Source organism: Pseudomonas sp. C8002 (genome assembly GCF_013385765.1).
Lineage (GTDB): Bacteria > Pseudomonadota > Gammaproteobacteria > Pseudomonadales > Pseudomonadaceae > Aquipseudomonas.
The window spans coordinates 59,067-80,198 of the sequence record NZ_JACAPJ010000029.1 but is presented as its reverse complement, the minus strand read 5'-3'; the positions used below and the strand labels follow the sequence as shown (position 1 = coordinate 80,198).

Here is a 21,132-nt window from a genome sequence, read left to right as displayed (position 1 = left end):
GGGAGGGCGGTTATTCCAGGGAGCAGTAAAAAAACGCAGCGCCGGACGTCTCGATTGATTACATAGAATCACTAATGAAGTACTCCGACCCACCTTTATCCACCTCAAGCAACCTCTTAAATTGGCCTCACTGCCTGCCCACCATGTCGATGGGCAAGTCACTGGAGCCTTGTCATGCCATTTGTCAGCGTACGTATCACCCGCGACGGCGTTACCTCGGAGCAGAAAGCCCAGGTCATTGCCGAAATCACCGAAACCCTCGAACGCGTCCTCAACAAACGCCCGGACCTGACCCACATCGTCATCGAAGAAGTCGACACCGATAACTGGGGCTACGCCGGCATCACCACCACCCAGTACCGCAAACAGCTCGCGGAAAATCCGTCATGAGCACGCCTGTCACCATCGACTTCATCTCCGACGTGGTGTGCCCGTGGTGCGCCCTCGGCGCCACCGCCCTGGAGCAAGCCATCGACAACCTGGCGGGCGAAGTGAAGGTTGAACTGACCTACAAACCCTTCGAACTCAACCCTGACATGCCGGCCGAAGGCGAAAACGCCGTCGCCCACATGATGCGCAAATACGGGCGCAGCGCTGAAGAAGTTGCCAGCGGCAAAAGGATGTTGATGGAGCGGGGTGCGGCCATCGGCTTCACCTTCGACCTGGAAAAGCGCAGCCACTTCTACAACACCTTCGACGCCCATCGGTTGCTGTTTTGGGCGTTGCAGCAAGGGCGCCAGCTCGAGCTGAAAAAGGCGCTGTTGCGCGGGTATTTCAGCGATGGCCAGAACGTCAGCGACCACGAAACCCTGGCGCGTCTGGCCGCCGAGGCCGGGCTGGAAATTGAAAGCGCACGACGGGTGCTGGGTTCTACCGCCTACGCCAATGAAGTGCGCGAGCTGGAAGCGTTCTACCGCGAGCACGGCATCAACTCCGTACCGGCCATGGTCCTCAATGGCCGCCAGTTGGTCTCCGGGTCGCAATCAGTCAGTTACTACGAACAGATGCTGCGGGAAATGTCCGCCGCGGCTGCTTGAACCATCCCATTTTCCATATAGAGGTTTCATCATGAGCAATTCGAAAAAAGTCGTTGTGATCACCGGCGCATCCCAAGGCCTGGGCGCTGCTGCAGTGAAGGCTTACCGTGAGCTGGATTACCGCGTGGTTGCCACCTCCCGGTCGATCAAACCGTCGACGGATCCGGACATCCTCACCGTGGCCGGCGACATCGCCGACCCGGCCACCGCCGAGCGCGTCATCCGCGAAGGCGTAGCGCGTTTTGGCCGCATCGACAGCCTGATCAACAACGCCGGGATCTTCGTTGCCAAACCGTTCACCAGCTACACCCACGAAGACTACGTAAACGTGTTGGCGGTGAACCTGAACGGGTTCTTCTACATCACCCAACTGGCGATTACCGAGATGCTGAAACAGGGCGCCGGGCACATCGTCAACATCACCACCAGTTTGGTGGACCACGCGATTGATGGCGTGCCGTCGGTGCTGGCATCGCTCACCAAAGGCGGGCTGAATTCGGCGACCAAATCGCTGGCGATTGAATACGCCAAGCGCGGGATTCGCGTGAACGCGGTGAGCCCTGGGATTATCAAGACGCCGATGCACAGTGAAGAGACGCATGCGGCGTTGGGCAGCCTGCATCCGGTGGGGCATATGGGTGAAGCACGGGATATTGCGCAGGCGATTGTGTACCTGGAATCGGCTGGGTTTGTGACCGGGGAAATTCTGCATGTGGACGGTGGGCAGAGTGCTGGGCACTAAGCGAAGCGGTTGAACGAAAAACGCCCCGGACAGTGATCGTTCGGGGCGTTTTTTGTTGGCCTGTCGAAATTAACGGGTTGCAGGCGCGACTTGTTCCAACGCTCGATCTACCAGCATTGAACTCAACTCAATCAGTTGCTGAATCCCCAATGCCACTGCCCTTTGTGATCCTTCCAACTCAAATGCCAGATTCGAGACCATCTCGTTGGCTGATGAGAGGGTTTCTGCGGCATTGGCCAGCAGCGTTTCGGTATCCACATCGGGCGAAACGGAGAACAGATTACTGCCTGGACGCGCCGCAGGTTCTGCATCGTCTGATGGGTGCAAGTAATGATCAATCGCCCGCTGTGCGGCGGCATGAAGCTTGGCGTCGATTGGGGCTTGAGGCGGGTTGGGTGTGACCTTGAACATGGCGAAGCTCCTTTAGCGATTCAGGAACTGCCAATCTCACTTCCACATGAGGGTGGCAGCTGTGCGCAGGTGTGGAAGACCGGGGCTAAAGGAACCCGGCGCACCGAAGTGCCCCGCACACAGCCGCCATAACACAAGAATACAGGCGAAAAAAAACGCCGGCAGGTGTTCATGGGCGTTTGAGCGCCTTTAGCCATAGTACGGACTTCCACATCCGGCCGCTGATTTTGCAGCGACTGGGGGAGGTTAGCGGGGTGGAGGATGGGGAGGCAAGCTGATATGGGTGTACGAAAATTCGGGGCCGCAGCGGCATGTGCTCATGAATTAGCTCTTTTTATGGATACGCCATAATTATTGGCTACCCATTATTCTGCATAAAACGCTGAAGACGGTACTTCGCTTCAGAAATTGGTCTTTCTGGAGGCTCACCGGCTTGTTCAGTTGGGGCGCCAGGCGTAGACAGAATATGAACACCCCAGAAACAACAAAGCCCCCGCATTTCTGCGAGGGCTTCGTTTTGTATGGTGCGGCACCAGGAGTCGAACTGTTTATTTTATCTAATTAAATCAAACAGATAAAAATTTTGCATAACACTTTATCCCTAATTCTACCCTTAAGGTTGATTAGAGTCTGGCAGACGCTGAGTGGGGGCGAAAATTACGAGTGCCAGAGATTTCTTTCACCCTCCCAATGAGTAAGGAGCGTTGGAACAAATACTTCGGCCGTAGTATCATTTTGCCTTTGTTGGCTAAAATTTGAACAATGCGCTGTATACATGGCCTCGACTGGTGAAATGTTGAGGGGGTATATATGGATTCGACAGTCTGGAAGTTGGGTGTGAGAAATGGAGAATTATACTCGTGCTGTACTCACATTGGATGATACAGAGTTAGAGCTCTTTGTAAGAGACTGGGTTTCAAATAAGTTGGAAACTTATGTGGAAGTATGTCGGTTTTCAGGAGCAAAGGACCTTGGCAGGGATGTTGTAGGGTTTTTGACACCTGAGAAGCATGAAGGAGCCTGGGAAAACTATCAATGCAAACAGTATGGGAAGCGCCTTCCAACGGATACTGCAATTTGCGAACTTGGAAAAATTTTATATTACTCATGGCAGGGAGACTTCACCCCGCCAACGAAGTATTTCTTCGTGGCCCCCAAAGGCTTGAACAGAAACTTAGAAACATTGATATTTAATCCTAGCAAATTGAAGTCCAAGCTGATTGATGAATGGGATAAATTCTGTCGGTATAAGATAATTGAGAATGGAGATATTCCGCTGACGGATGATTTGCTGGATGTTCTGGAGAGGTTCAATTACTCGAATGTTACGCGTATAGCACTAGAGGATATGCTTTCAGATCCGGCAGCAAAAAAAGTTCTTTATAAATATTTTGGCGCTGATCCTGGGAGTTCACCTAAAGGAATTGTGCCAATAGCTATTTTAGAGTCTGAATCTGAGTATATAAAGCAGCTTGTCGGCGCATACGCTGAAAAGGAATGTGTGGTTTTCAATAATCATGAAGATTTAGAGCTTTATCCTCAGTATCAAAAAAACCTAACGCTACAGCGAGAACGGTTTTTCGATGCGGACGCATTTAAGCGTTACTATCGAGATAATACCGATCCCACTGTTATTGATAGTTTTGAAGAGGACGTTTTTCACGGTGTCGTAGATGTTTTTGAGTCACCACATAAGAGTGGAATGGAAAAAATCCAATCTGTGATGACTCAGGCGGCTGCGACCCAAACTTCAGGGGCCACTGCAAAATACGCGAGAGTGCCAGTGAAGCAAGGTATTTGCCACCACTTCGTAAATGATGGGAAATTCAAATGGATAAGTTGAATGACTCCGGCGCACGTTCTCTATTTAATAGCCCGATTGAAACAGGGGTTAGATCATTAGTTATTTTGAATGCAACCTACCCATCTGCTCATGATATAAACGAGTTGGTTTGGTTTGATCACTTGGTTGTCCATAGTGCTGATGTAGGCGGCCCTCCGAGTATCCACCCTAAACTTCCGCAACGGAGCGGGGAAATCCTAGTGCGTCGGGAACTCGTTCAAAATGGTTTGAATTTAATGCAGAAGTTTGGACTGATCGCAGTCGTTCCATCGACTAGCGGGATATGTTACCAAGCTACAGAGAGTGCTTATCCGCTGGTGCAGTTACTGTCCTCGGAATATTCAAAAAATCTTAAAGATAGGGCGCAATGGCTTGCTGATACGGTGGCGAACTTATCTAAGGTTGACTTAAGAGATATAATAAATTCAAAGATAGGTAATTGGGCAGTTGAGTTTCAGAGCGACCTTTTCATGGAGCTAGATGACAATGGACTATAAAGGAATAATAATCAAAAGTCTGGAATTTGTCGGTGTTCAAGTTGTGCCAGTGAGGCTTAGTTTTGGAGCAGGCCTGAATCTCGTCTACGGAGCTTCCAACACAGGAAAGTCGTTTGCGTTAAAAGCAATAGATTTCATGCTTGGAGGAGGGGATAGCTTACCTGATCTTCCGGAGAAAAGTGATTACGATACAATCTTGATGGGAATAGAGTTACGTGGTGTAGGAAAGCACACAATACTACGTTCGTTATCAGGTGGTGCTTATAAGTTTTTCGACGGACTGCATGATTTTTCGCAGCTTCCGGAAACCTGTAAAGTTCTCCAACCTACTCAGAGAAGTAGAAATAAGGAGAGCCTTCCTGGTTTTCTTTTGGAGTATCTGGAGCTTTCCGGTAAACAGCTGGCAAAAAACCAATCTGGAGAAAAGGAGAACTTGAGTTTTCGAGAGCTTATGCCATATGTCCTAGTGGACGAAACGAGCATTCAAGCTGAGCGATCACCTGTGGAGACTGATCTTGGACCGGTAACAAGGCCGAAGGAGCGTAGCGTCTTTAGAGCATTATTAACCGGTGCTGATGATAAATCAATTATCCCTGTCCTTGATTCGACACGATTCAATGCGTCGAGGTCGACGAAAATTGAAGTAATACAAAGTCTGCTGAAAGATATTGAGTCGCGGCTAGATGCTGATTATCCAGATGTTTCTGACTTATATGCTCAGAAAGACAGGCTTGATGCTAGTTTAGACAAAATCAAGCTTCAGATGCAATCGTATAGATCACTATCGACAGAGTTGCTTTCAGAAAAAAGAACTCTGTCGCAAACATTATCTCAGTCTTCAGAGCGGGCAGAGGATATCCGCCTGCACCTGCAGAGATTTTATCAGCTGAACAGTATTTATGATTCAGATATAGCCAGGCTGACTTCTATTGAAGAAGCCAGTTTTCTGCTGACGCTAGAGGAAGTAGAGTGTTCTGTTTGTGGTGCTCCTCCCGAAGCGCAAAGTATGAAGACCCAATTGCAGCAAGTGAAAAATGAACAGCAATCGGCATTAATAGAAATTCAGAAAATAAAAACATTGCAATCTGAACTCGAGTCGACTATTGGGGCTCTTCGTGTTGAGTTGTATAGGATAGAAGAAGGTATCCCTACAGTTGAAGAACGAATTATAGAAATAGAGAGAATTCTAGCCGTCCAATTACCTGAGATGGGCGAGCATCAATTGTCACTTAATGAAATTCTCACTAAAAAAGACCAAGTTATGAGAGGGGTTTCATTGCTAGATCAGAAGAGTAGTTACCTTCTAAAAATAAAGGAGTTTGAAGCACTTAAAGCACCTACTAAAGCGGATCGTCCCAATCTTTCGGTTCCTGGTGATGTCGTTCATGAGTTTTGTAAGGTTATCTCCCTAGTGTTGAAAGAGTGGGGTTTTCCTGGCGAGCACTTGGTTAGCTTCGATAAAGATAAATACGAAATAATAATTGATGGCAAATTGCGAGTGGATAACGGGAAGGGGGTTCGTGCAATCACGCATGCCGCTTTCAAGGTTGCGCTTTTACTGTATTGCAGGGAGCATAATCTTCCACACCCAGGATTTGTGATTCTGGATTCGCCGTTGTTAACCTATCGGGATCCTCTGAAGAACCCAAGTCGTGGAGAGTTAAGTGATGACGAGATTAAACTGGCTAAGACATCTGTAAAGGCAAATTTCTTCGAGCATCTTTCTAGAATAAGCGATTTGGGCCAATTTATAATTTTGGAAAATATTGATCCTCCATATGGTATAGAGGATATTGCTGAAGTAGAAGTTTTCTATGGTAGTTCAGGTGGCGGTCGTTATGGGCTATTTCCTATGCTGCCTCAGACATAAGTTGTAAAGTTCTTATTTTTAATCGTAATTATCTCGGCTGACTACTGGTAAAATTAGTTGCCAGCCGAGTATTTTTATAATGTGTTTTGGTGTTAGGTTTTTAACATAAAATCAGCCAGTCGTTGAGTAAAGCCCTTTGATGTCTCTTCAGTAATTGGTGCGCTACTATTTGAAGGTTCGCTAATCAATATTTCGATATTTCCAATTTCATCGCGCAACTCGCTAATTTTGTTTTGTAATTCGATGTAGTGCGAATTTATTTTTTCGGTTACTAAAGTTTCTGCGTGTCGTCTAAATATGTAAAATATGACCAATATCGAAATTATTGTTACTAGAAGAAGTATTATTTCTTTTATATTGTCTTGTTTGGAGTGATCTTCCAGTTCGATGGGGCCCTTCCCTTTGTTATCGATATACTGGATTCTGTAAGAGATAGGAAGTTTGGAGTACATCGCTAATTTTATTTTTGCGTCCTTCGATAGCCTATCTAAGAAGATTTTTATATCGTTTCCGTTCGTTTCTGACTTACTGATTTCTTCATCGCTCGTGACCTCATATTTAGGAGGGGTAGAGTCAAATGAAATTACCAGCTTCATTTTTTCCGAGGCGCTAATGCCGCGGTTGGAAATGGTGATGACTCCTATGTAGCCTTCTTGACCGGTTAGTGAGTTTAAGTTGCTGGAATCTTTGGTTGCGAAAATTTTAGCATCACTATAAAGATTTGATACGCTTTCGCTTAAAGCAAGTCCAAAAAAACCGACGATGAAACTTAGTACCGAGATAACTAACGTGAACTTTTCTCCTAGTGACATCCTAGATGTGATTGGAGGCATTTAAAAGCCCTCCTTGTTTAGATCAATAACTACGTCTGACAGGGAGATATTTTCATTGTATGTGAATTCTATATATTGTAGTTCTGGAGTTCGTGATATTGCCTCGACAATCGTAGGTCGTATTGTATGGTTAAAGCTTGGAAAAACCCCCGAACTGGTGTGGTCATTAATTAGAAACATCGGATGGTTATAGTTTTTCTGGTTGTCGCCTGATACGTGTGCAATGGCTAGACTGAGTATTAATTTTGATATGCGTTCCATTCCATGCGAACTTTTTCTTTCTATGATTAATTGCTCTATTGTTGAGAAATCTTGATCGTTGATACCCGCCAAACTCATAAGATTTAAGTAGGAGCGCTCAAACTCAGAAAGTTTTTTAGTTAGTTGGCTGTTTGATTTTGTTTTAAATTCTTCGAGTTTCATGGTGACGTTGAATAAGAGGTCTTCTTTGCTTCTGTGCTCTTCGAAGAAGTTTTGTTTTGTATTTCCAATTATTAATTCAAGGTCGCTTGTGTTTTGGTTTTTGCTGTCTTCAATTAGTTTTTTTGTAAATGCATTTACTGCATTTTCTATCTGTCTGTTTTTTAGAACTTCACTGCCAAGTGTGGTGATGTCTTTTTCTACACTTGCGAGCATTGAAATATTAAATCCACAAATTAAGCGGACGGCATCCCAGTTGGCTTTTCTGTTAATCTGGAAAGCCTCAGGCAGGAAGCAAAAGTCTAATATTTTTAACGATGACTCTAAGGCGCTTTCGTATAGAAAGTTTGGCTCTAATATCTCATTGAAAAAATTATTTAGCTCTATGGAAAGTGCCCTGTATCGTTCAACTTTATCATTAGTTGAGATGGTTAATGCTGGGCTATCATTCTCACGGGAGAAGGTCATGGCTTGATTTTTGACGCTTATTGAGATCTCAACTTGATTGATGTTTTTGTGTTTCAGCTCTTTGGTTAAGCCAAGGACATATCTCATGCAGTTGAATATTGTGGTTTTTCCTGTGTCGCTATTTCCTATTATGTAGTTCGCACCTTCTTTAAATAATATCTCAATGTTATCGATTCTGATTTTTTTGAATTTTATGGGGTTCACCAAGCTCTTCCTTTTTCGAGGTTTGCGATAGTTTTGTAGGTGAATACTGGTTGTGTTTGGAATCCGCTCTGCTTATCTCTAATTGGTTCTCGTTGTTTAGTTTGTGCTAACGATTCACGTGTTGAATATTTCTAATGTGGAGCTCTGCATTGACCGTAGGTGGAGATAGTTCTGTTAAAAAGCACCAGTTTTTTCCAAGTCGTTCCGCTATCAGGTTTATCGTTAACTTATACCTATATCGTGTTACCTCCGCTTTGTTTTTTTTGTGGTGCTCAATAAACCACAAAAAATGCTTTCGCTTCCAGTTCCATGGGTTGTCAAGATGCCAGCGCTTCGAGATTGCTTCATGGATAAGCTTTGCCTGACGTACATGGCGCTGGCGAGTCGCATTCGATCCGGTAAGCACCCCGGTTAGGAAAATTTCGATGTTGAATGATTTGCTCATACTTGGCCACCGATGTAAGCCGATACCACGTCGATGCGTCCGTGTCCAAGTTCGTAGCTGATTTGTGCTCGAGCCTCTTGATCGACCTGTCGGTTGAACTGGTAGCACCTGCCTCCGGAGATCGGTGCCCGGTGATGTGCGTAAAGGGGACGGATTTATTTATCGCTCTGCGCTGTTCCGTCTCAACCCAAAATTTCGCATGCAAAGATCGATGCGAGCGTGGTTACAGAAGGTGGGGGTTTCGAAAGGATTGCAGAGGGGCGTGGGAGCAGGTAGATGATCAGCGGAAAGTAGAGAGGCTGTCAGATCAGGATCTGTGGTAAGAGCAATCCAGAAACAACAAAGCCCCCGCATTTCTGCGAGGGCTTCGTTTTGTATGGTGCCGGCACCAGGAGTCGAACCCGGGACCTACTGATTACAAGTCAGTTGCTCTACCAACTGAGCTATACCGGCGTGTTAGGGCGACGATTATAGCGATTGGCAAGCATCTGTAAACCCCTGAATTCTGACTATTTTTGCAACCGACCGGGTTTTCTCTGCGCGGCCTCGTTTCAGCCACCCCAGCCCCGCCAATCCCATGCGCTGGATCACTGGAAAGGCCTGCGTGCAGAGAGCGGCAAGTGCCAGTTCCTGTCCTGGAACAACAACCTCAAGCCCGACGGCCGCTTCACCATCACGTTTTTCCGCGATGCGCAGCAAACCCAGCCGATTCAAACCGAGAACGGCACCTGGTGTGGCGGCGGACCCGACCGACGATTGCCAGGAGGATTATGAGTTCACCGAGCACCGTATTCGCGGTTAATCCCATTTAGCTTCAGATGAGGTTTTGTGGCGAGGGAGCTTGCTCCCGCTGGGCTGCGCAGCAGGCCCAAAACAGTGGGAGCGCTGCGCACTCCAGCGGGAGCAAGCTCCCTCGCCACAGGTTTTGTCGTTCAGCTTTTTAGCTGCCTTCGTTGCATGAATCGGCAAATTTCTTGTACTCAAACACCCGCTTCTGCCCATGGGAATCCAGGCAGGTCATCCGCGCATTCACCACGCCACACGCCGCGCCTCCATCGTCCACGGTCGACAGTACTTGCTGTACATCCAGCTTGGGGCTGGCCTGGGCCGAAAAGGCGGCAGCGTTGAGCAAGGCAAACAGGCTGCTGGCGATGAGGGTGTTGCGGTTCATGGTGGTGTCCTCTGAGGTTCAATAGGGTGTGTGTTGCGTTGGAGCCTATTGAGCGCCCGGGAGGTATCCGGCCTGTGTCATGCACCCCGGCGTTTTGCCTCGGCATGTGTTGAGAAGGGGATTGCATACAACTTGATACAGAAACATATCCATTAGAGGCATTAGTGCCTCATGGTCTTTCTCTTAGATGTTTTCGACATAACGGTCATCGTTTTTCCCTTGAATAAGGTGAGTCTTACCGTATTCTGTTTCGAAATATTAAACGTCATATAAATAGCGGAATCGTTTAACCCGGTTTACGGAACGTTGGCGGTTAATTACTAAGTTGTAATTTGATTCGTCAGCTAAGCAATTTTTCCTGACCATGCGGCCAGAAAAATTGTTAGAAGCCGCCGCAAGCTTCTGATCTGAAAGAAAATGATAAAAATTCGCTAAATAAGTCAAAAATACGGCACTCAGCCGCTCGTCGGAAAGAATTCATCAAAAAGCATCAAAATACTGACACCATCAATCTGATATCACAGAATGCCGCCAGCCAACACATAACTAGAAAAACCAAGGTCAGCTCAACGGGCTGACCTTTTTAACGCCTTTAAAGCGTAATAACCGGGGAGGGCCGTGGGTGAGTCGCGCAGACGATATTTCAAAACTATTCAATAAGCTGGGCGCCAATCCAAATGGCTACCGGGAGATGTACGCCGTCCATGATTATCTTGAGGATGACGTGGTGGTCGAGCGTTTCGACGCCGTGCCCATCCCGGCCCAAACCGCTTGCACCGTCGCGCTGGATGAGCCGCCGTCGGCGCCATTGCTGCGCTTGCTCGAAGAGCTGACCCAGGGCGAAGCCGATCACCTGCAACCTCCCGAAGTGGTCGAAGGGCCGACCGGTGAGGTGTACTCGGATCAATCCTCACCCAAGGTGATCGTGGTGGTCTCGCTCAAGGGCGGTGTCGGTCGCAGCACGCTGACCGCGGCCATTGCCAGCGGCTTGCAGCGTCAAGGCCACCCGGCCGTGGCGTTGGACCTGGACCCGCAAAATGCCCTGCGTCATCACTTGTGCCTGGGCCTGAATTTGCCCGGCATCGGCGCGACGAGCTTGAGCAATGAGTCCTGGGAAGGCCTGGCTGAGCGCGGCTTTGCCGGTTGCCGTCTGGTGGCCTTCGGTGAGACCAACAACGACCAGCAAAAAAACCTCAATCGCTGGCTCGGCGAAGACGCCCAATGGCTGCCCCGGCACCTGGCCGGCTTGCAGTTGAATGGCCAGGACACGGTGGTGATCGACGTGCCTGCCGGCAACACGGTGTACCTGCACCAGGCCATGGCCCTGGCAGACGTGGTGTTGGTGGCGGTGCAGGCGGATGTTTCCTCATTCAGCACCCTGGCCCAGATGGACAGTGTGCTGGCGCCGTACCTTGAGTGCGAAAAACCACCACAGCGTTACTACGTGATCAACCAACTCGACGGCGCCCACCGCTTCAGCCTGGACATGGCCGAAGTGTTCAAGGCCCGCCTCGGCGATGCACTGCTCGGCACGGTCCACCGTGACCCGGTGTTCAGTGAAGCCCAGGCCTGCGGCCGCGATCCCCTCGACCCTACCGTCAACAGTCTCGGCTGCCAGGACATTCACGCCCTGTGCCGCACGCTGCTCGAACGCATCGATTCGGACCTTCCATGACCGACACTACGTCCTCTACGCCCCACACTCCGGGGCGCGCCGAGCAGCGGCTGGACGCCGCGATTTCGCGCTTCAATCGCTGGCCCGATACGCTGCGCAAAGTGCTGGTGGTGATCAGTTGTGTGGTCGGCACCTTGCTGTTGGTGAGCATTGTCAGCGCCCCGCTGGACCTCTATAGCCAATGCCTGTTTGCCGCCGTGTGCTTCCTCGCGGTGCTGGTGCTGCGCAAGATTCCCGGGCGCATGGCGATCCTCGCGCTGGTGGTGTTGTCGCTGGTGGCGTCGCTGCGCTACATGTACTGGCGGCTGACTTCCACCCTGGGTTTTGAAACCTGGCTCGACATGCTGTTCGGCTACGGCCTGGTGCTCGCCGAGCTGTACGCGCTGGTGGTGCTGATCTTCGGCTACGTGCAAACCGCCTGGCCGCTGCGCCGCGGGCCGGTGTGGCTCAAGACCGAACCGTCGGAGTGGCCCACGGTCGACGTGTTCATCCCGACCTACAACGAGGCGTTGAGCATCGTCAAACTGACCATCTTCGCCGCCCAGGCGATGGACTGGCCCAAGGACAAGTTGCGCGTCCACGTGCTCGACGATGGCCGTCGCGACGACTTCCGCGATTTCTGCCGCAAGATCGGCGTGAACTACATCCGGCGCGACAACAATTTCCACGCCAAGGCCGGCAACCTCAATGAAGCGTTGAAGGTCACCGACGGCGAGTACATCGCGCTGTTCGACGCCGACCACGTGCCGACCCGTTCCTTCCTGCAAGTCAGCCTCGGCTGGTTCCTCAAGGACCCCAAGCTGGCGATGCTGCAAACGCCGCACTTCTTCTTTTCACCCGACCCGTTTGAAAAGAACCTCGACACCTTCCGCGCCGTGCCCAACGAGGGCGAGTTGTTCTACGGCCTGGTGCAGGACGGCAACGACCTGTGGAACGCGACGTTCTTCTGCGGCTCGTGTGCGGTGATCCGCCGCAAGCCCTTGCTGGAAATCGGCGGCGTGGCCGTCGAGACCGTCACCGAAGACGCCCACACCGCGCTCAAGCTCAACCGCCTGGGCTACAACACCGCTTACCTGGCGATCCCGCAAGCCGCTGGCCTGGCCACCGAAAGCCTGTCACGCCACATCAACCAGCGCATCCGTTGGGCGCGGGGCATGGCGCAGATTTTCCGCACCGACAATCCGCTGCTGGGCAAAGGCCTGAAGTGGGGGCAGCGCATCTGCTACGCCAACGCCATGCTGCACTTCTTCTATGGCTTGCCGCGGCTGGTGTTTCTCACCGCGCCGCTGGCCTACCTGATTTTCGGCGCGCAGATTTTCCACGCCTCGGCGCTGATGATTGTCGCCTATGTGTTGCCCCACCTCGTGCATTCGAGCCTGACCAACTCGCGGATCCAGGGGCGCTTCCGCCACTCGTTCTGGAACGAGGTCTACGAGACCGTACTGGCCTGGTACATCCTGCCGCCGGTATTGGTTGCATTGGTCAACCCCAAGGCGGGCGGCTTCAACGTCACCGACAAGGGCGGAATCATCGACAAGCAATTCTTCGACTGGAAACTCGCCCGGCCGTACCTGGTACTGCTGGCGGTGAACCTGGTCGGGCTGTGCTTCGGTCTGTATCAATTGATCTGGGGCGACGAGTCCACCGCGGTCACCGTGGCGATCAACCTGACCTGGACCCTCTACAACCTGATCATCACCAGCGCGGCAGTGGCAGTGGCTTCCGAAGCGCGGCAAGTGCGCTCCGAGCCGCGGGTCAGCGCGAAATTGCCGGTCAGTGTGATCTGCGCCGACGGTCGTGTGCTCAAAGGCACGACCCAGGATTTCTCGCAGAACGGCTTCGGCCTGATCCTCGCCGACGGGCACCAGATTGCCCGGGGCGAACAGTTGCAGTTGGTGCTGTCGCGCAACGGACAAGACAGCCTGTTCCAGGCGCGGGTGGTGTTCAGCAAGGGCGCGCAGATTGGCGCGCAATTCGATGCACTGTCCCTGCGCCAACAAAGCGAACTGGTACGCCTGACGTTTTCCCGCGCCGACACCTGGGCCGCGAGTTGGGGCGCCGGCCAGCCCGATACACCGTTGTCAGCCCTGCGTGAAGTCGGTGCCATCGGCATCGGCGGCCTGTTTACCCTGGGTCGCGCCACGCTGCATGAATTGCGTCTGGCCCTGCGCCGCACTCCCTCACAACCGCTCGATACGCTGATGGACAAGCCATGACTTCCACACTATTTGCCCGCCCGCAGTCGCGCGGCGTGCTCGCGCTGATGATCGCTTCGCTGCTGGGCTTGGGCTCGCAGGCACAGGCCGCTGCACCCGCTGTTGCGGTGCAGAGCACTGACGACGGCTACAGCCTGACCCTCAAGCAACTGGGCCGTCGCGACACCATGAACCTGCAAGGCGTGGAAGCGTCCGACAGCGTCAACTTCGACATCCGTGCCGATGAAGTGGTGAAGGGCGCGCAACTGTTGCTCAAGTACAGCTACTCGCCGGCGCTGCTGGCGGACCTGTCGCAGATCAACGTGCTGGTCAACGACGAAGTCGCCGCCAGCCTGCCGCTGCCCAAGGAAGGCGCAGGCATCCAGCAGGAAAAACTGGTGCAGATTCCGGCGCACCTGATCACCGAATTCAACCGCTTGAGCCTGCAGTTCATCGGCCACTACACCATGTCCTGTGAAGACCCGCTGCACAGCAGCCTGTGGGCCAAGATCAGCAACAGCAGTGAGCTGAAAGTGCAGGTGCAGCCGATCGTCTTGAAAGACGACCTGTCGGTGTTGCCGCTGCCGTTCTTCGACAAGCGCGATGCGCGCCAGGTCAGCTTGCCGTTCGTGTTTGCCAGCGCGCCGGACAACGCCGCGCTGGAAGCTGCCGGCGCGCTGTCGTCGTGGGTAGGCGGCTTGGCCAGCTACCGGGGTGCGACGTTCCCGACCACCCTTGGCGAGATTCCGGCCAAGGGCAACGCCATCGTGCTGGTGCAAAGTACCCAGGCTGTGGATGTACACGGTGTGGCGGTCCCTGAGCCTAAAGGGCCGACCCTGACCCTGATCACCAACCCCAACGACCCGAATGGCAAGCTGCTGATCGTCTCCGGCCGTGATGGCGCTGAACTCAAGCGTGCCGCCACCGCCGTGGTGCTGGGCAACCCGGTGTTGACCGGCAACAGCGTGGTCATCACCAGGCTCGACACCCTGGCCCCGCGCAGCCCTTACGACGCGCCGAACTGGCTGCCCAGCAACCGTCCGGTACGCCTTGGCGAGCTGGTAGAACTGAAAAAACTCAACGTCTCCGGCTACAACCCGGGCCCGATCAGCGTCGACCTGCGCCTGCCGCCCGACCTGTTCAACTGGCGTGAAGAGGGCGTGCCGCTCAACGTCAAATACCGCTACACGCCGCAGCAGGTGTCCACCAACTCCTCCTTGCTGATCGGCCTGAACGACCAGTTCATGAAGTCTGTCGCGTTGCCGTCGGTGAGCAACCTGGGCGGTGGGCAGAGCCTGCTGGACCAGCTGAAGAAAGACGAAACCCTGCCCCGTGAAGTGACGACCCTGTTGCCGATCAGCTCGGCTTCGCCCAAGTCCAAGCTGCAACTGCGCTTCATGTACGACTACATCAAGGAAGGCGAATGCCGGGACATCATCGTCGACAACATGCGCGGTGCGATTGACCCGGACTCGAGCCTGGACCTGAGCAGCTACCAGCACTTTATCGCCATGCCGAACCTCGGCGTGTTCAACGATTCCGGCTTCCCGTTCACTCGTCTGGCTGACCTTTCGGAGTCGGCGGTGGTGATGCCGGACAACGTCGGCACCGATGAATTGAGCGCTTACCTGACTGTGATGGGCCGCTTCGGCGAGTCCACCGGCTACCCGGCCACCGCCGTCAAAGTGGTGCAGGCCAAAGACGTGCAAAGCGTTGCGGACAAAGACCTGCTGGTGCTCGCCACCGGCGGCAACCAGCCGCTGCTGCAGCAATGGCAGCAATACCTGCCGGCCACCAGTGACGGCCTGCAGCACCACTTCCTGTTGTCTGACCTGCCACGTTATGTGCGCAGCTGGATCAGCCCGGACGCCGCGGCCAACCAGCATACGGCCAATGCCGGCATCACCTTCAGCGGCCTGAGCAACAGCACCTGGTTCGCCGGCTTCCAATCGCCGCTCAAGGCCGGGCGCAGCGTGGTGCTGATCGCCAGCAACCAGCCTCAGGGCCTGCTTGAAGCGACCTCGGCGCTGATTGGCGGTGACGACTACAAAGACTCGATCCAGGGCAGCCTGGCGGTGGTGCAGGGCACGCAGATCAGCTCGTTGGTCGCGGACCAGCAGTACTACGTCGGCGACCTGAACTACTTCAAATTCATGCAATGGCAGCTGTCCCAGAACCTGGGCTGGATGCTGGCGATTACCTTCCTGGGGCTGCTGGTGCTGACCTGCCTGATCTATCTGGCACTGCGTGCCCGTGCAAAACGGCGGTTGGCATGAACCCTTTGCGTAGCGCGATCCTGGCGGTGATTGGCAGCACATTGCTTGCCGGTGCCGCCCAGGCACAGACCTGCGATTGGCCGCTGTGGCAGAACTATGCCAAGCGCTTTATCCAGGACGATGGCCGGGTGTTGAACTCGTCCATGAAGCCGACGGAAAGCAGCTCGGAAGGGCAGTCGTACGCGATGTTCTTTGCCCTGGTGGGCAACGACCGGGCGACCTTCGACAAGCTCTGGACCTGGACCAAGTCCAACATGGCGGGCGCCGATATCGGCCAGAACCTGCCGGCCTGGCTGTGGGGCAAGCGTGACGATGGCAAGTGGGGTGCGATCGACAGCAACTCCGCCAGCGACGCCGATTTGTGGATGGCCTATGCGTTGCTCGAAGCCGCGCGTGTGTGGAACGCACCGCAGTACCGCAGCGACGCGCAACTGGTGTTGGCCAACGTTGAACGCAACCTGATAGTGCGCGTACCGGGCCTGGGCAAGATGCTGTTGCCGGGGCCGGTAGGCTATGCACACGCGGGAGGCCTGTGGCGCTTCAACCCCAGCTATCAAGTACTGCCGCAACTGCGCCGCTTTGCAAAAGAGCGCCCGAACGCCGGCTGGAACGAAGTGGCCGAGAGCAACGCGAAGATGCTCGCCGACCTGCCGAGCAATCCCCATGGCCTGGCGGCCAACTGGGTCGGTTATCGCGCCACCAGCGCGAACACCGGGCTGTTTATCGTCGACCCGTTTTCCGATGACCTGGGCAGCTACGACGCGATCCGCACTTACCTCTGGGCCGGCATGACCGCCAAGAGCGACCCGCTGGCCGCGCCGATGCTCAAGGCCTTGGGCGGGATTTCCCGTGCCACCGCTGCGTCGGTCAGCGGTTTGCCGCCGGAGAAAGTCCACGTGCTGACCGGTGAAGTCGAGAAAAACAACGGCTACACGCCGACGGGGTTCTCGGCCTCCACCATGGCCTTCTTCCAGGCCCGTGGCGAAACCGCCCTGGCGCAATTGCAAAAGCAGAAAGTCGACGACGCCCTTGCCAAGGCGCTCGCGCCTTCGGCCCCGGACAGCGCCCAGCCGATTTACTACGACTACATGCTCAGCCTGTTCGGCCAGGGCTTCGCTGATCAAAAGTACCGTTTCGAACAAGACGGCACGGTGAAATTATCCTGGGAGTCTGCATGCGCCGTCACACGCTAGCCATTGCGATTCTGGCGGCCCTGGCTTCCAGCGCCAGCTTTGCCGAAACCACTGACCCGCAAAGCCTGCTGATCGAGCAGGGCTATTACTGGCAGTCGAAAAAGAACCCGGAACGCGCCCTCGAGACCTGGCAGAAACTGCTGCGCCTGAGCCCCGAACAGCCGGATGCGCTGTACGGCATCGGCTTGATCCAGGTGCAACAACAGCGTCCGGCCGAAGCGCAAAAGTACCTGGCCCGCCTGCAGGCGCTGAGCCCGGTACCGCGCCAGGCCTTGCTGCTGGAGCAGGACATCACCGTCAACATCCCGGCCAACGCCAAGTTGCTGGAACAGGCCCGTGAACTCGGCGAGCCTGAAGAAGAGCGCGAACAAGCGGTGGCGCTGTATCGCCAGATCTTCCAGGGGCGCCAGCCCCAGGGCCTGCTTGCCCGCGAGTATTACAACACCCTGGGCTTCACGCCCAAGGGCACGAACGAGGCCATCGCCGGCTTGCAGCGTTTGTCTCGCGAGCGGCCGAACGACCCGATTGTGGCGCTGTTCCTGGCCAAGCATCTGGCGCGTAACCCGGCCACCCGCGCCGACGGCATCCGCGCCCTGGCCAAGCTGGCCCCGAACAACGACGTGGGCGGCAACGCCGATGAAACCTGGCGCTTTGCGCTGATCTGGCTCGGCCCGCCGAAGAGCGACCAGGTGCCGTTGTTCCAGCAGTTTCTGGCGGCGCATCCGGACGACAGCGAAATCCGCGCGCTGATGAACAAGGGCATTGCCCAAGGCAAGACCGGCGCCGGTTGGCAGCGTGATCCGCAGATGACCAAGGCGTTCAAGGCGCTGGATGACGGCGACCTGAAAACCGCCGAGCCGCTATTGGCGGCGCGCCTCAATGAAAAATCCAATGACGTCGATGCCCTCGGCGGCATGGGCGTGCTGCGTCAACAGCAGCAGCGCTTCAGCGAGGCTGAAAGCTACCTCGTACAAGCCACCCGTTTGCCGGGGGGCGCGGCATGGCAGTCGGCGCTCAATGATGTGCGCTACTGGAACCTGCTCAACCAGGCCCGTGACGCCCAGCGTGGCGGGCGCGGCAGCCAGGCCCGCGACCTGGTGGCCCAGGCCGAACGCTTGAACCCTGGCCAGCCCGGCGCTGCCGTGGCACTGGCGGGTTTCCAGGCCCAGGACAATCAGTTCGACACCGCCGAAGCCGGCTACCGCAAAGTGCTCGCCCGTCATCCTGGCGACCCGGACGCGCTGAGCGGCTTGATCAACGTGCTGTCCCAATCCGGGCAGCCGGAAGAAGCCTTGAAGCTGATCGACTCGGTGTCGCCCGCCGAGCGCGCGAAGTTCGCGCCGAGTGTGAAAATCACCGCGTTGCGCGCTACCCAGGTCGGCAAGCTGGCCGAGCAGCGGGGCGATTTGAAAGCCGCGCAAGCCGCCTACAAACAAGCCCTTGATGCCGACCCGGAAAACCCGTGGACGCGCTTCGCCCTGGCGCGCATTTACCTGCGCGACGGCCAGATTCGCAACGCCCGTGCCTTGATCGACGGCTTGCTGGCCAAGCAGCCGAACCAGCCGGACGCGCTGTACACCAGCACGCTGCTGTCGGCGGAGCTGGGTGAGTGGAAAAAGGCTGAAGAGACCCTGGCGCGTATCCCTGCGGGGCAACGTACCGCTGACATGAACGAGCTGGGTATCGATATCGCGCTGCACAAGCAGACCGACATCGCCATCGAGACCGCCCGCCGTGGCCAACGCCCGGAAGCCCTCGCGCTGCTGGGCCGCAGTGAAGCCATGACCCGGCAGAAGCCTGAGCGCCTGGCGGTGCTGGCGGCCGCTTATGTGGAAGTCGGCGCGACGCAGCAGGGCCTGGATATCATGCAGAAGGTTCTGGATAACAATCCGAACCCGACTGTCGACCAGAAACTGCTGTACGCCAACGTGCTGCTCAAGGCCAACCACTACACCGAGGCGGGCGACATCCTGCGTGAAGTGCAGGGCAAGCCGCTGAGTGAAACCGGTCGCCAGCGTTACGACGATTTGATCTACCTGTACCGGGTCAAACAGGCTGATGCCCTGCGTGAGAAAAACGACCTGGTCGCGGCCTACGACATGCTGTCGCCGGCCCTTGCCCAGCGTCCCAACGACGCTATGGCGGTAGGTGCCCTGGCGCGGATGTACGCGGCCAGCGGCAACAGCAAAAAGGCCATGGAGCTTTATGCGCCGCTGATTCAGCAGAACCCGAACAACGCTCGCCTGCAACTGGGCCTGGCGGATATCGCCTTGCAGGGCCGTGATCGTGGCCTGGCGGAAAGCGCCAGTGAAAAGGCGCTGTCCCTGGAACCGGGCAACCCCGAGATCCTCACCTCGGCTGCGCGCATCTATCAGGGGCTGGGCAAGAACAACGAAGCCGCTGCACTGCTGCGCAAGGCGTTGGCGATTGAGAACAGCCAGAAGAGCCAGACGCAATTGGCTCAGGCCGGCTCCCAGGGCGTGCCTTACAACCCCTTCGTCGGCTTGCCGGGCCAGCGTCGCCAGGTCACCGACCTGACCGTTGCCGGCGCCGTGCCGCCGCCGATTGATGCACCGACCAATGTCGTGCCGGACAATGCCCTGGCAGCCTCCGCGCGTCCGGCGTCGAACAACTGGAACGAGCCGTTCGAGCCACCGTCGAGCATTGCTGCACTCGACACCGCCAACCTCAGCCCGGCACGTCGTGCGCTGGATACGATCCTGCGGGATCGCACCGGTTACCTGGTGCAGGGCTTGAGCGTTCGCAGCAACAATGGCGAAAGCGGCTTGAGCAAAATCACTGACGTCGAGGCGCCGTTTGAAGCGCGGATGCCGGTGGGGGATCTGAACGTTGCGCTGCGCGTGACGCCGGTGCATGTGAGTTCCGGCAGCGTGAAGAGCGACTCTGCCACACGCTTTGGCGGTGGCACGGCCAACCCGGCGGGCTCCCAGAGCGACACGGGCGTCGGTCTGGCCGTTGCCGTGGAGAACCCGGATGAAGGCCTCAAGGCCGACATTGGTGTGAGCCCGCTGGGCTTTCTGTACGACACCATCGTCGGTGGCGCCAGCGTCTCGCGGCCGTTCTCCCAGGGCTCCAACTTCCGTTACGGGGTCAACGTTTCGCGGCGCCCGGTCACCGACAGTGTGACCTCCTTTGCCGGTTCCGAAGACAAGCGTACCGGCGAGAAATGGGGCGGCGTGACCGCCAACGGCGGGCGTGGCGACCTGAGCTACGACAACCAGAAGCTCGGTGTGTATGGCTACGCCTCGTTGCACGAGCTGTTGGGCAACAACGTCGAAGACAACACCCGGCTGGAACTGGGCAGCGGCATCTACTGGTACCTGCGCAATACCCCGACCGACACCCTGACCCTCGGCATCAGCGGTTCGGTCATGGGCTTCAAGGAAAACCAGGGTTACTACACCTACGGCCAGGGCGGTTACTTCAGCCCGCAGCGCTTCTTCTCCCTGGGTGTGCCGGTGCGCTGGGCGCAGAGTTTTGATCGGTTCAGCTACCAGATAAAAAGTTCGGTGGGCATCCAGCATATCGAGCAAGATGCGGTCGATTATTTCCCGGGGCATAGCGATTACCAAAATGACCCGACCCGGGGCGATCCGAAATACGCCAAGGACAGCAAGACCGGCATCGGCTACAGCTTCAACGCCGCCGCCGAATACCGCCTCAGCTCGCGCTTTTACCTGGGTGGCGAAGTCGGTCTCGACAACGCTCAGGACTATCGCCAGTACGTCGGTAACGCCTACCTGCGCTACTTGTTTGAAGACCTGAGCGGGCCTATGCCCTTGCCGGTCAGTCCGTACCGTTCCCCTTATTCGAATTGATTTGATAGGAGTC

At 55.1% G+C, this 21,132-nt stretch carries 15 protein-coding genes, 1 tRNA gene and 2 pseudogenes; 12 read left to right on the top strand and 6 right to left on the bottom strand.

Annotation, left to right across the window (positions count from 1 at the left end; translation table 11 throughout):
• The first annotated feature begins 174 nt into the window (after positions 1 to 174).
• The 3 genes from HX814_RS26275 to HX814_RS26265 are packed head-to-tail and all read left to right on the top strand — an operon-like array spanning position 175 to position 1,779.
• Positions 175 to 390 carry a 4-oxalocrotonate tautomerase family protein gene (locus tag HX814_RS26275; RefSeq protein ID WP_003218111.1) on the top strand — a complete coding sequence of 72 codons (216 nt, stop codon included), beginning with the start codon at positions 175 to 177 and terminating at the stop codon, positions 388 to 390.
• A complete protein-coding gene (locus HX814_RS26270; protein WP_177009289.1) occupies positions 387 to 1,037 on the top strand; it encodes a DsbA family oxidoreductase in 651 nt (216 codons plus the stop codon). Before HX814_RS26275 ends, HX814_RS26270 begins: the two co-directional genes overlap by 4 nt.
• Before the next feature lie 31 nt (positions 1,038 to 1,068).
• The gene (locus HX814_RS26265) at positions 1,069 to 1,779 is read left to right on the top strand and encodes an SDR family NAD(P)-dependent oxidoreductase (RefSeq protein WP_177009288.1); all 711 of its coding nucleotides are present in this window, start codon (positions 1,069 to 1,071) and stop codon (positions 1,777 to 1,779) included.
• A 69-nt stretch (positions 1,780 to 1,848) separates the two neighbouring features.
• On the opposite strand, the gene HX814_RS26260 is transcribed toward HX814_RS26265, so the two are convergent.
• Positions 1,849 to 2,190 (bottom strand): DUF6124 family protein, encoded by a 342-nt coding sequence (locus tag HX814_RS26260; RefSeq protein ID WP_003218106.1) that lies wholly within the window; start codon positions 2,188 to 2,190, stop codon positions 1,849 to 1,851.
• 844 nt (positions 2,191 to 3,034) lie between these two features.
• Between HX814_RS26260 and HX814_RS26255 the strand changes: the two genes are divergently transcribed.
• Genes HX814_RS26255 through HX814_RS26245 form a run of 3 tightly spaced genes read left to right on the top strand, consistent with a single transcriptional unit; the run spans position 3,035 to position 6,400 of the window.
• Positions 3,035 to 4,033, top strand: coding sequence for an ABC-three component system protein (locus HX814_RS26255; protein ID WP_177009287.1), 999 nt, complete (start codon positions 3,035 to 3,037; stop codon positions 4,031 to 4,033).
• Entirely contained in the window at positions 4,021 to 4,530 is a 510-nt protein-coding gene (locus HX814_RS26250) for an ABC-three component system middle component 2 (protein WP_177009286.1), read from the top strand. The genes HX814_RS26255 and HX814_RS26250 overlap by 13 nt, the downstream gene beginning before the upstream one ends.
• Positions 4,520 to 6,400 carry a hypothetical protein gene (locus tag HX814_RS26245; RefSeq protein WP_177009285.1) on the top strand — a complete coding sequence of 627 codons (1,881 nt, stop codon included), beginning with the start codon at positions 4,520 to 4,522 and terminating at the stop codon, positions 6,398 to 6,400. Before HX814_RS26250 ends, HX814_RS26245 begins: the two co-directional genes overlap by 11 nt.
• 92 nt (positions 6,401 to 6,492) lie before the next feature.
• On the opposite strand, the gene HX814_RS26240 is transcribed toward HX814_RS26245, so the two are convergent.
• The 4 genes and pseudogenes from HX814_RS26240 to HX814_RS26230 form a co-directional block, all read right to left on the bottom strand.
• A complete protein-coding gene (locus HX814_RS26240) occupies positions 6,493 to 7,233 on the bottom strand; it encodes a hypothetical protein (RefSeq protein ID WP_177009284.1) in 741 nt (246 codons plus the stop codon).
• Complete coding sequence (locus HX814_RS26235; RefSeq protein WP_177009283.1) at positions 7,234 to 8,325, bottom strand: ATP-binding protein; 1,092 nt, start codon at positions 8,323 to 8,325, stop codon at positions 7,234 to 7,236.
• Between the two features lie 441 nt (positions 8,326 to 8,766).
• Positions 8,767 to 8,904, bottom strand: a pseudogene (locus HX814_RS31570) (integrase); the annotation flags it as partial.
• A gap of 243 nt (positions 8,905 to 9,147) precedes the next feature.
• A tRNA-Thr gene (locus HX814_RS26230) sits at positions 9,148 to 9,223 on the bottom strand.
• A gap of 33 nt (positions 9,224 to 9,256) precedes the next feature.
• Between HX814_RS26230 and HX814_RS31565 the strand changes: the two are divergent.
• A pseudogene (locus HX814_RS31565) lies at positions 9,257 to 9,572 on the top strand (hypothetical protein).
• 138 nt (positions 9,573 to 9,710) lie between these two features.
• Here HX814_RS31565 and HX814_RS26225 read toward each other — a convergent pair.
• Positions 9,711 to 9,941 (bottom strand): DUF2790 domain-containing protein, encoded by a 231-nt coding sequence (locus HX814_RS26225; protein WP_177009281.1) that lies wholly within the window; start codon positions 9,939 to 9,941, stop codon positions 9,711 to 9,713.
• Positions 9,942 to 10,632: 691 nt separating this feature from the next.
• Here HX814_RS26225 and bcsQ point away from each other — a divergent pair.
• Genes bcsQ through HX814_RS26200 form a run of 5 tightly spaced genes read left to right on the top strand, consistent with a single transcriptional unit; the run spans position 10,633 to position 21,119 of the window.
• Positions 10,633 to 11,616: a cellulose biosynthesis protein BcsQ gene (gene bcsQ / locus HX814_RS26220; protein ID WP_177009280.1), complete on the top strand. Its 984-nt coding sequence runs from the start codon at positions 10,633 to 10,635 to the stop codon at positions 11,614 to 11,616.
• A complete protein-coding gene (bcsA, locus tag HX814_RS26215) occupies positions 11,613 to 13,832 on the top strand; it encodes a UDP-forming cellulose synthase catalytic subunit (RefSeq protein WP_177009279.1) in 2,220 nt (739 codons plus the stop codon). The genes bcsQ and bcsA overlap by 4 nt, the downstream gene beginning before the upstream one ends.
• Positions 13,829 to 16,087 carry a cellulose biosynthesis cyclic di-GMP-binding regulatory protein BcsB gene (gene bcsB / locus HX814_RS26210; protein WP_008435714.1) on the top strand — a complete coding sequence of 753 codons (2,259 nt, stop codon included), beginning with the start codon at positions 13,829 to 13,831 and terminating at the stop codon, positions 16,085 to 16,087. The genes bcsA and bcsB overlap by 4 nt, the downstream gene beginning before the upstream one ends.
• Positions 16,084 to 17,280 (top strand): cellulose synthase complex periplasmic endoglucanase BcsZ, encoded by a 1,197-nt coding sequence (gene bcsZ, locus HX814_RS26205; protein WP_177009278.1) that lies wholly within the window; start codon positions 16,084 to 16,086, stop codon positions 17,278 to 17,280. Before bcsB ends, bcsZ begins: the two co-directional genes overlap by 4 nt.
• Positions 17,262 to 21,119, top strand: coding sequence for a cellulose biosynthesis protein BcsC (locus HX814_RS26200; RefSeq protein ID WP_008435712.1), 3,858 nt, complete (start codon positions 17,262 to 17,264; stop codon positions 21,117 to 21,119). The genes bcsZ and HX814_RS26200 overlap by 19 nt, the downstream gene beginning before the upstream one ends.
• The last annotated feature ends 13 nt before the right edge of the window (positions 21,120 to 21,132 follow it).

Bases quoted from the DNA above. Each gene is read 5' to 3' on its own strand.
- bcsQ (WP_177009280.1), top strand. From the start codon at position 10,633: ATGTACGCCGTCCATGATTATCTTGAGGATGACGTGGTGGTCGAGCGT.
- HX814_RS26265 (WP_177009288.1), top strand. From the start codon at position 1,069: ATGAGCAATTCGAAAAAAGTCGTTGTGATCACCGGCGCATCCCAAGGC.
- bcsA (WP_177009279.1), top strand. From the start codon at position 11,613: ATGACCGACACTACGTCCTCTACGCCCCACACTCCGGGGCGCGCCGAG.
- HX814_RS26255 (WP_177009287.1), top strand. From the start codon at position 3,035: ATGGAGAATTATACTCGTGCTGTACTCACATTGGATGATACAGAGTTA.
- HX814_RS26240 (WP_177009284.1), bottom strand. From the start codon at position 7,233: ATGCCTCCAATCACATCTAGGATGTCACTAGGAGAAAAGTTCACGTTA.
- HX814_RS26200 (WP_008435712.1), top strand. From the start codon at position 17,262: ATGCGCCGTCACACGCTAGCCATTGCGATTCTGGCGGCCCTGGCTTCC.
- HX814_RS26245 (WP_177009285.1), top strand. From the start codon at position 4,520: ATGGACTATAAAGGAATAATAATCAAAAGTCTGGAATTTGTCGGTGTT.
- HX814_RS26250 (WP_177009286.1), top strand. From the start codon at position 4,021: ATGGATAAGTTGAATGACTCCGGCGCACGTTCTCTATTTAATAGCCCG.
- HX814_RS26270 (WP_177009289.1), top strand. From the start codon at position 387: ATGAGCACGCCTGTCACCATCGACTTCATCTCCGACGTGGTGTGCCCG.
- HX814_RS26260 (WP_003218106.1), bottom strand. From the start codon at position 2,190: ATGTTCAAGGTCACACCCAACCCGCCTCAAGCCCCAATCGACGCCAAG.
- HX814_RS26275 (WP_003218111.1), top strand. From the start codon at position 175: ATGCCATTTGTCAGCGTACGTATCACCCGCGACGGCGTTACCTCGGAG.
- bcsB (WP_008435714.1), top strand. From the start codon at position 13,829: ATGACTTCCACACTATTTGCCCGCCCGCAGTCGCGCGGCGTGCTCGCG.
- HX814_RS26225 (WP_177009281.1), bottom strand. From the start codon at position 9,941: ATGAACCGCAACACCCTCATCGCCAGCAGCCTGTTTGCCTTGCTCAAC.
- bcsZ (WP_177009278.1), top strand. From the start codon at position 16,084: ATGAACCCTTTGCGTAGCGCGATCCTGGCGGTGATTGGCAGCACATTG.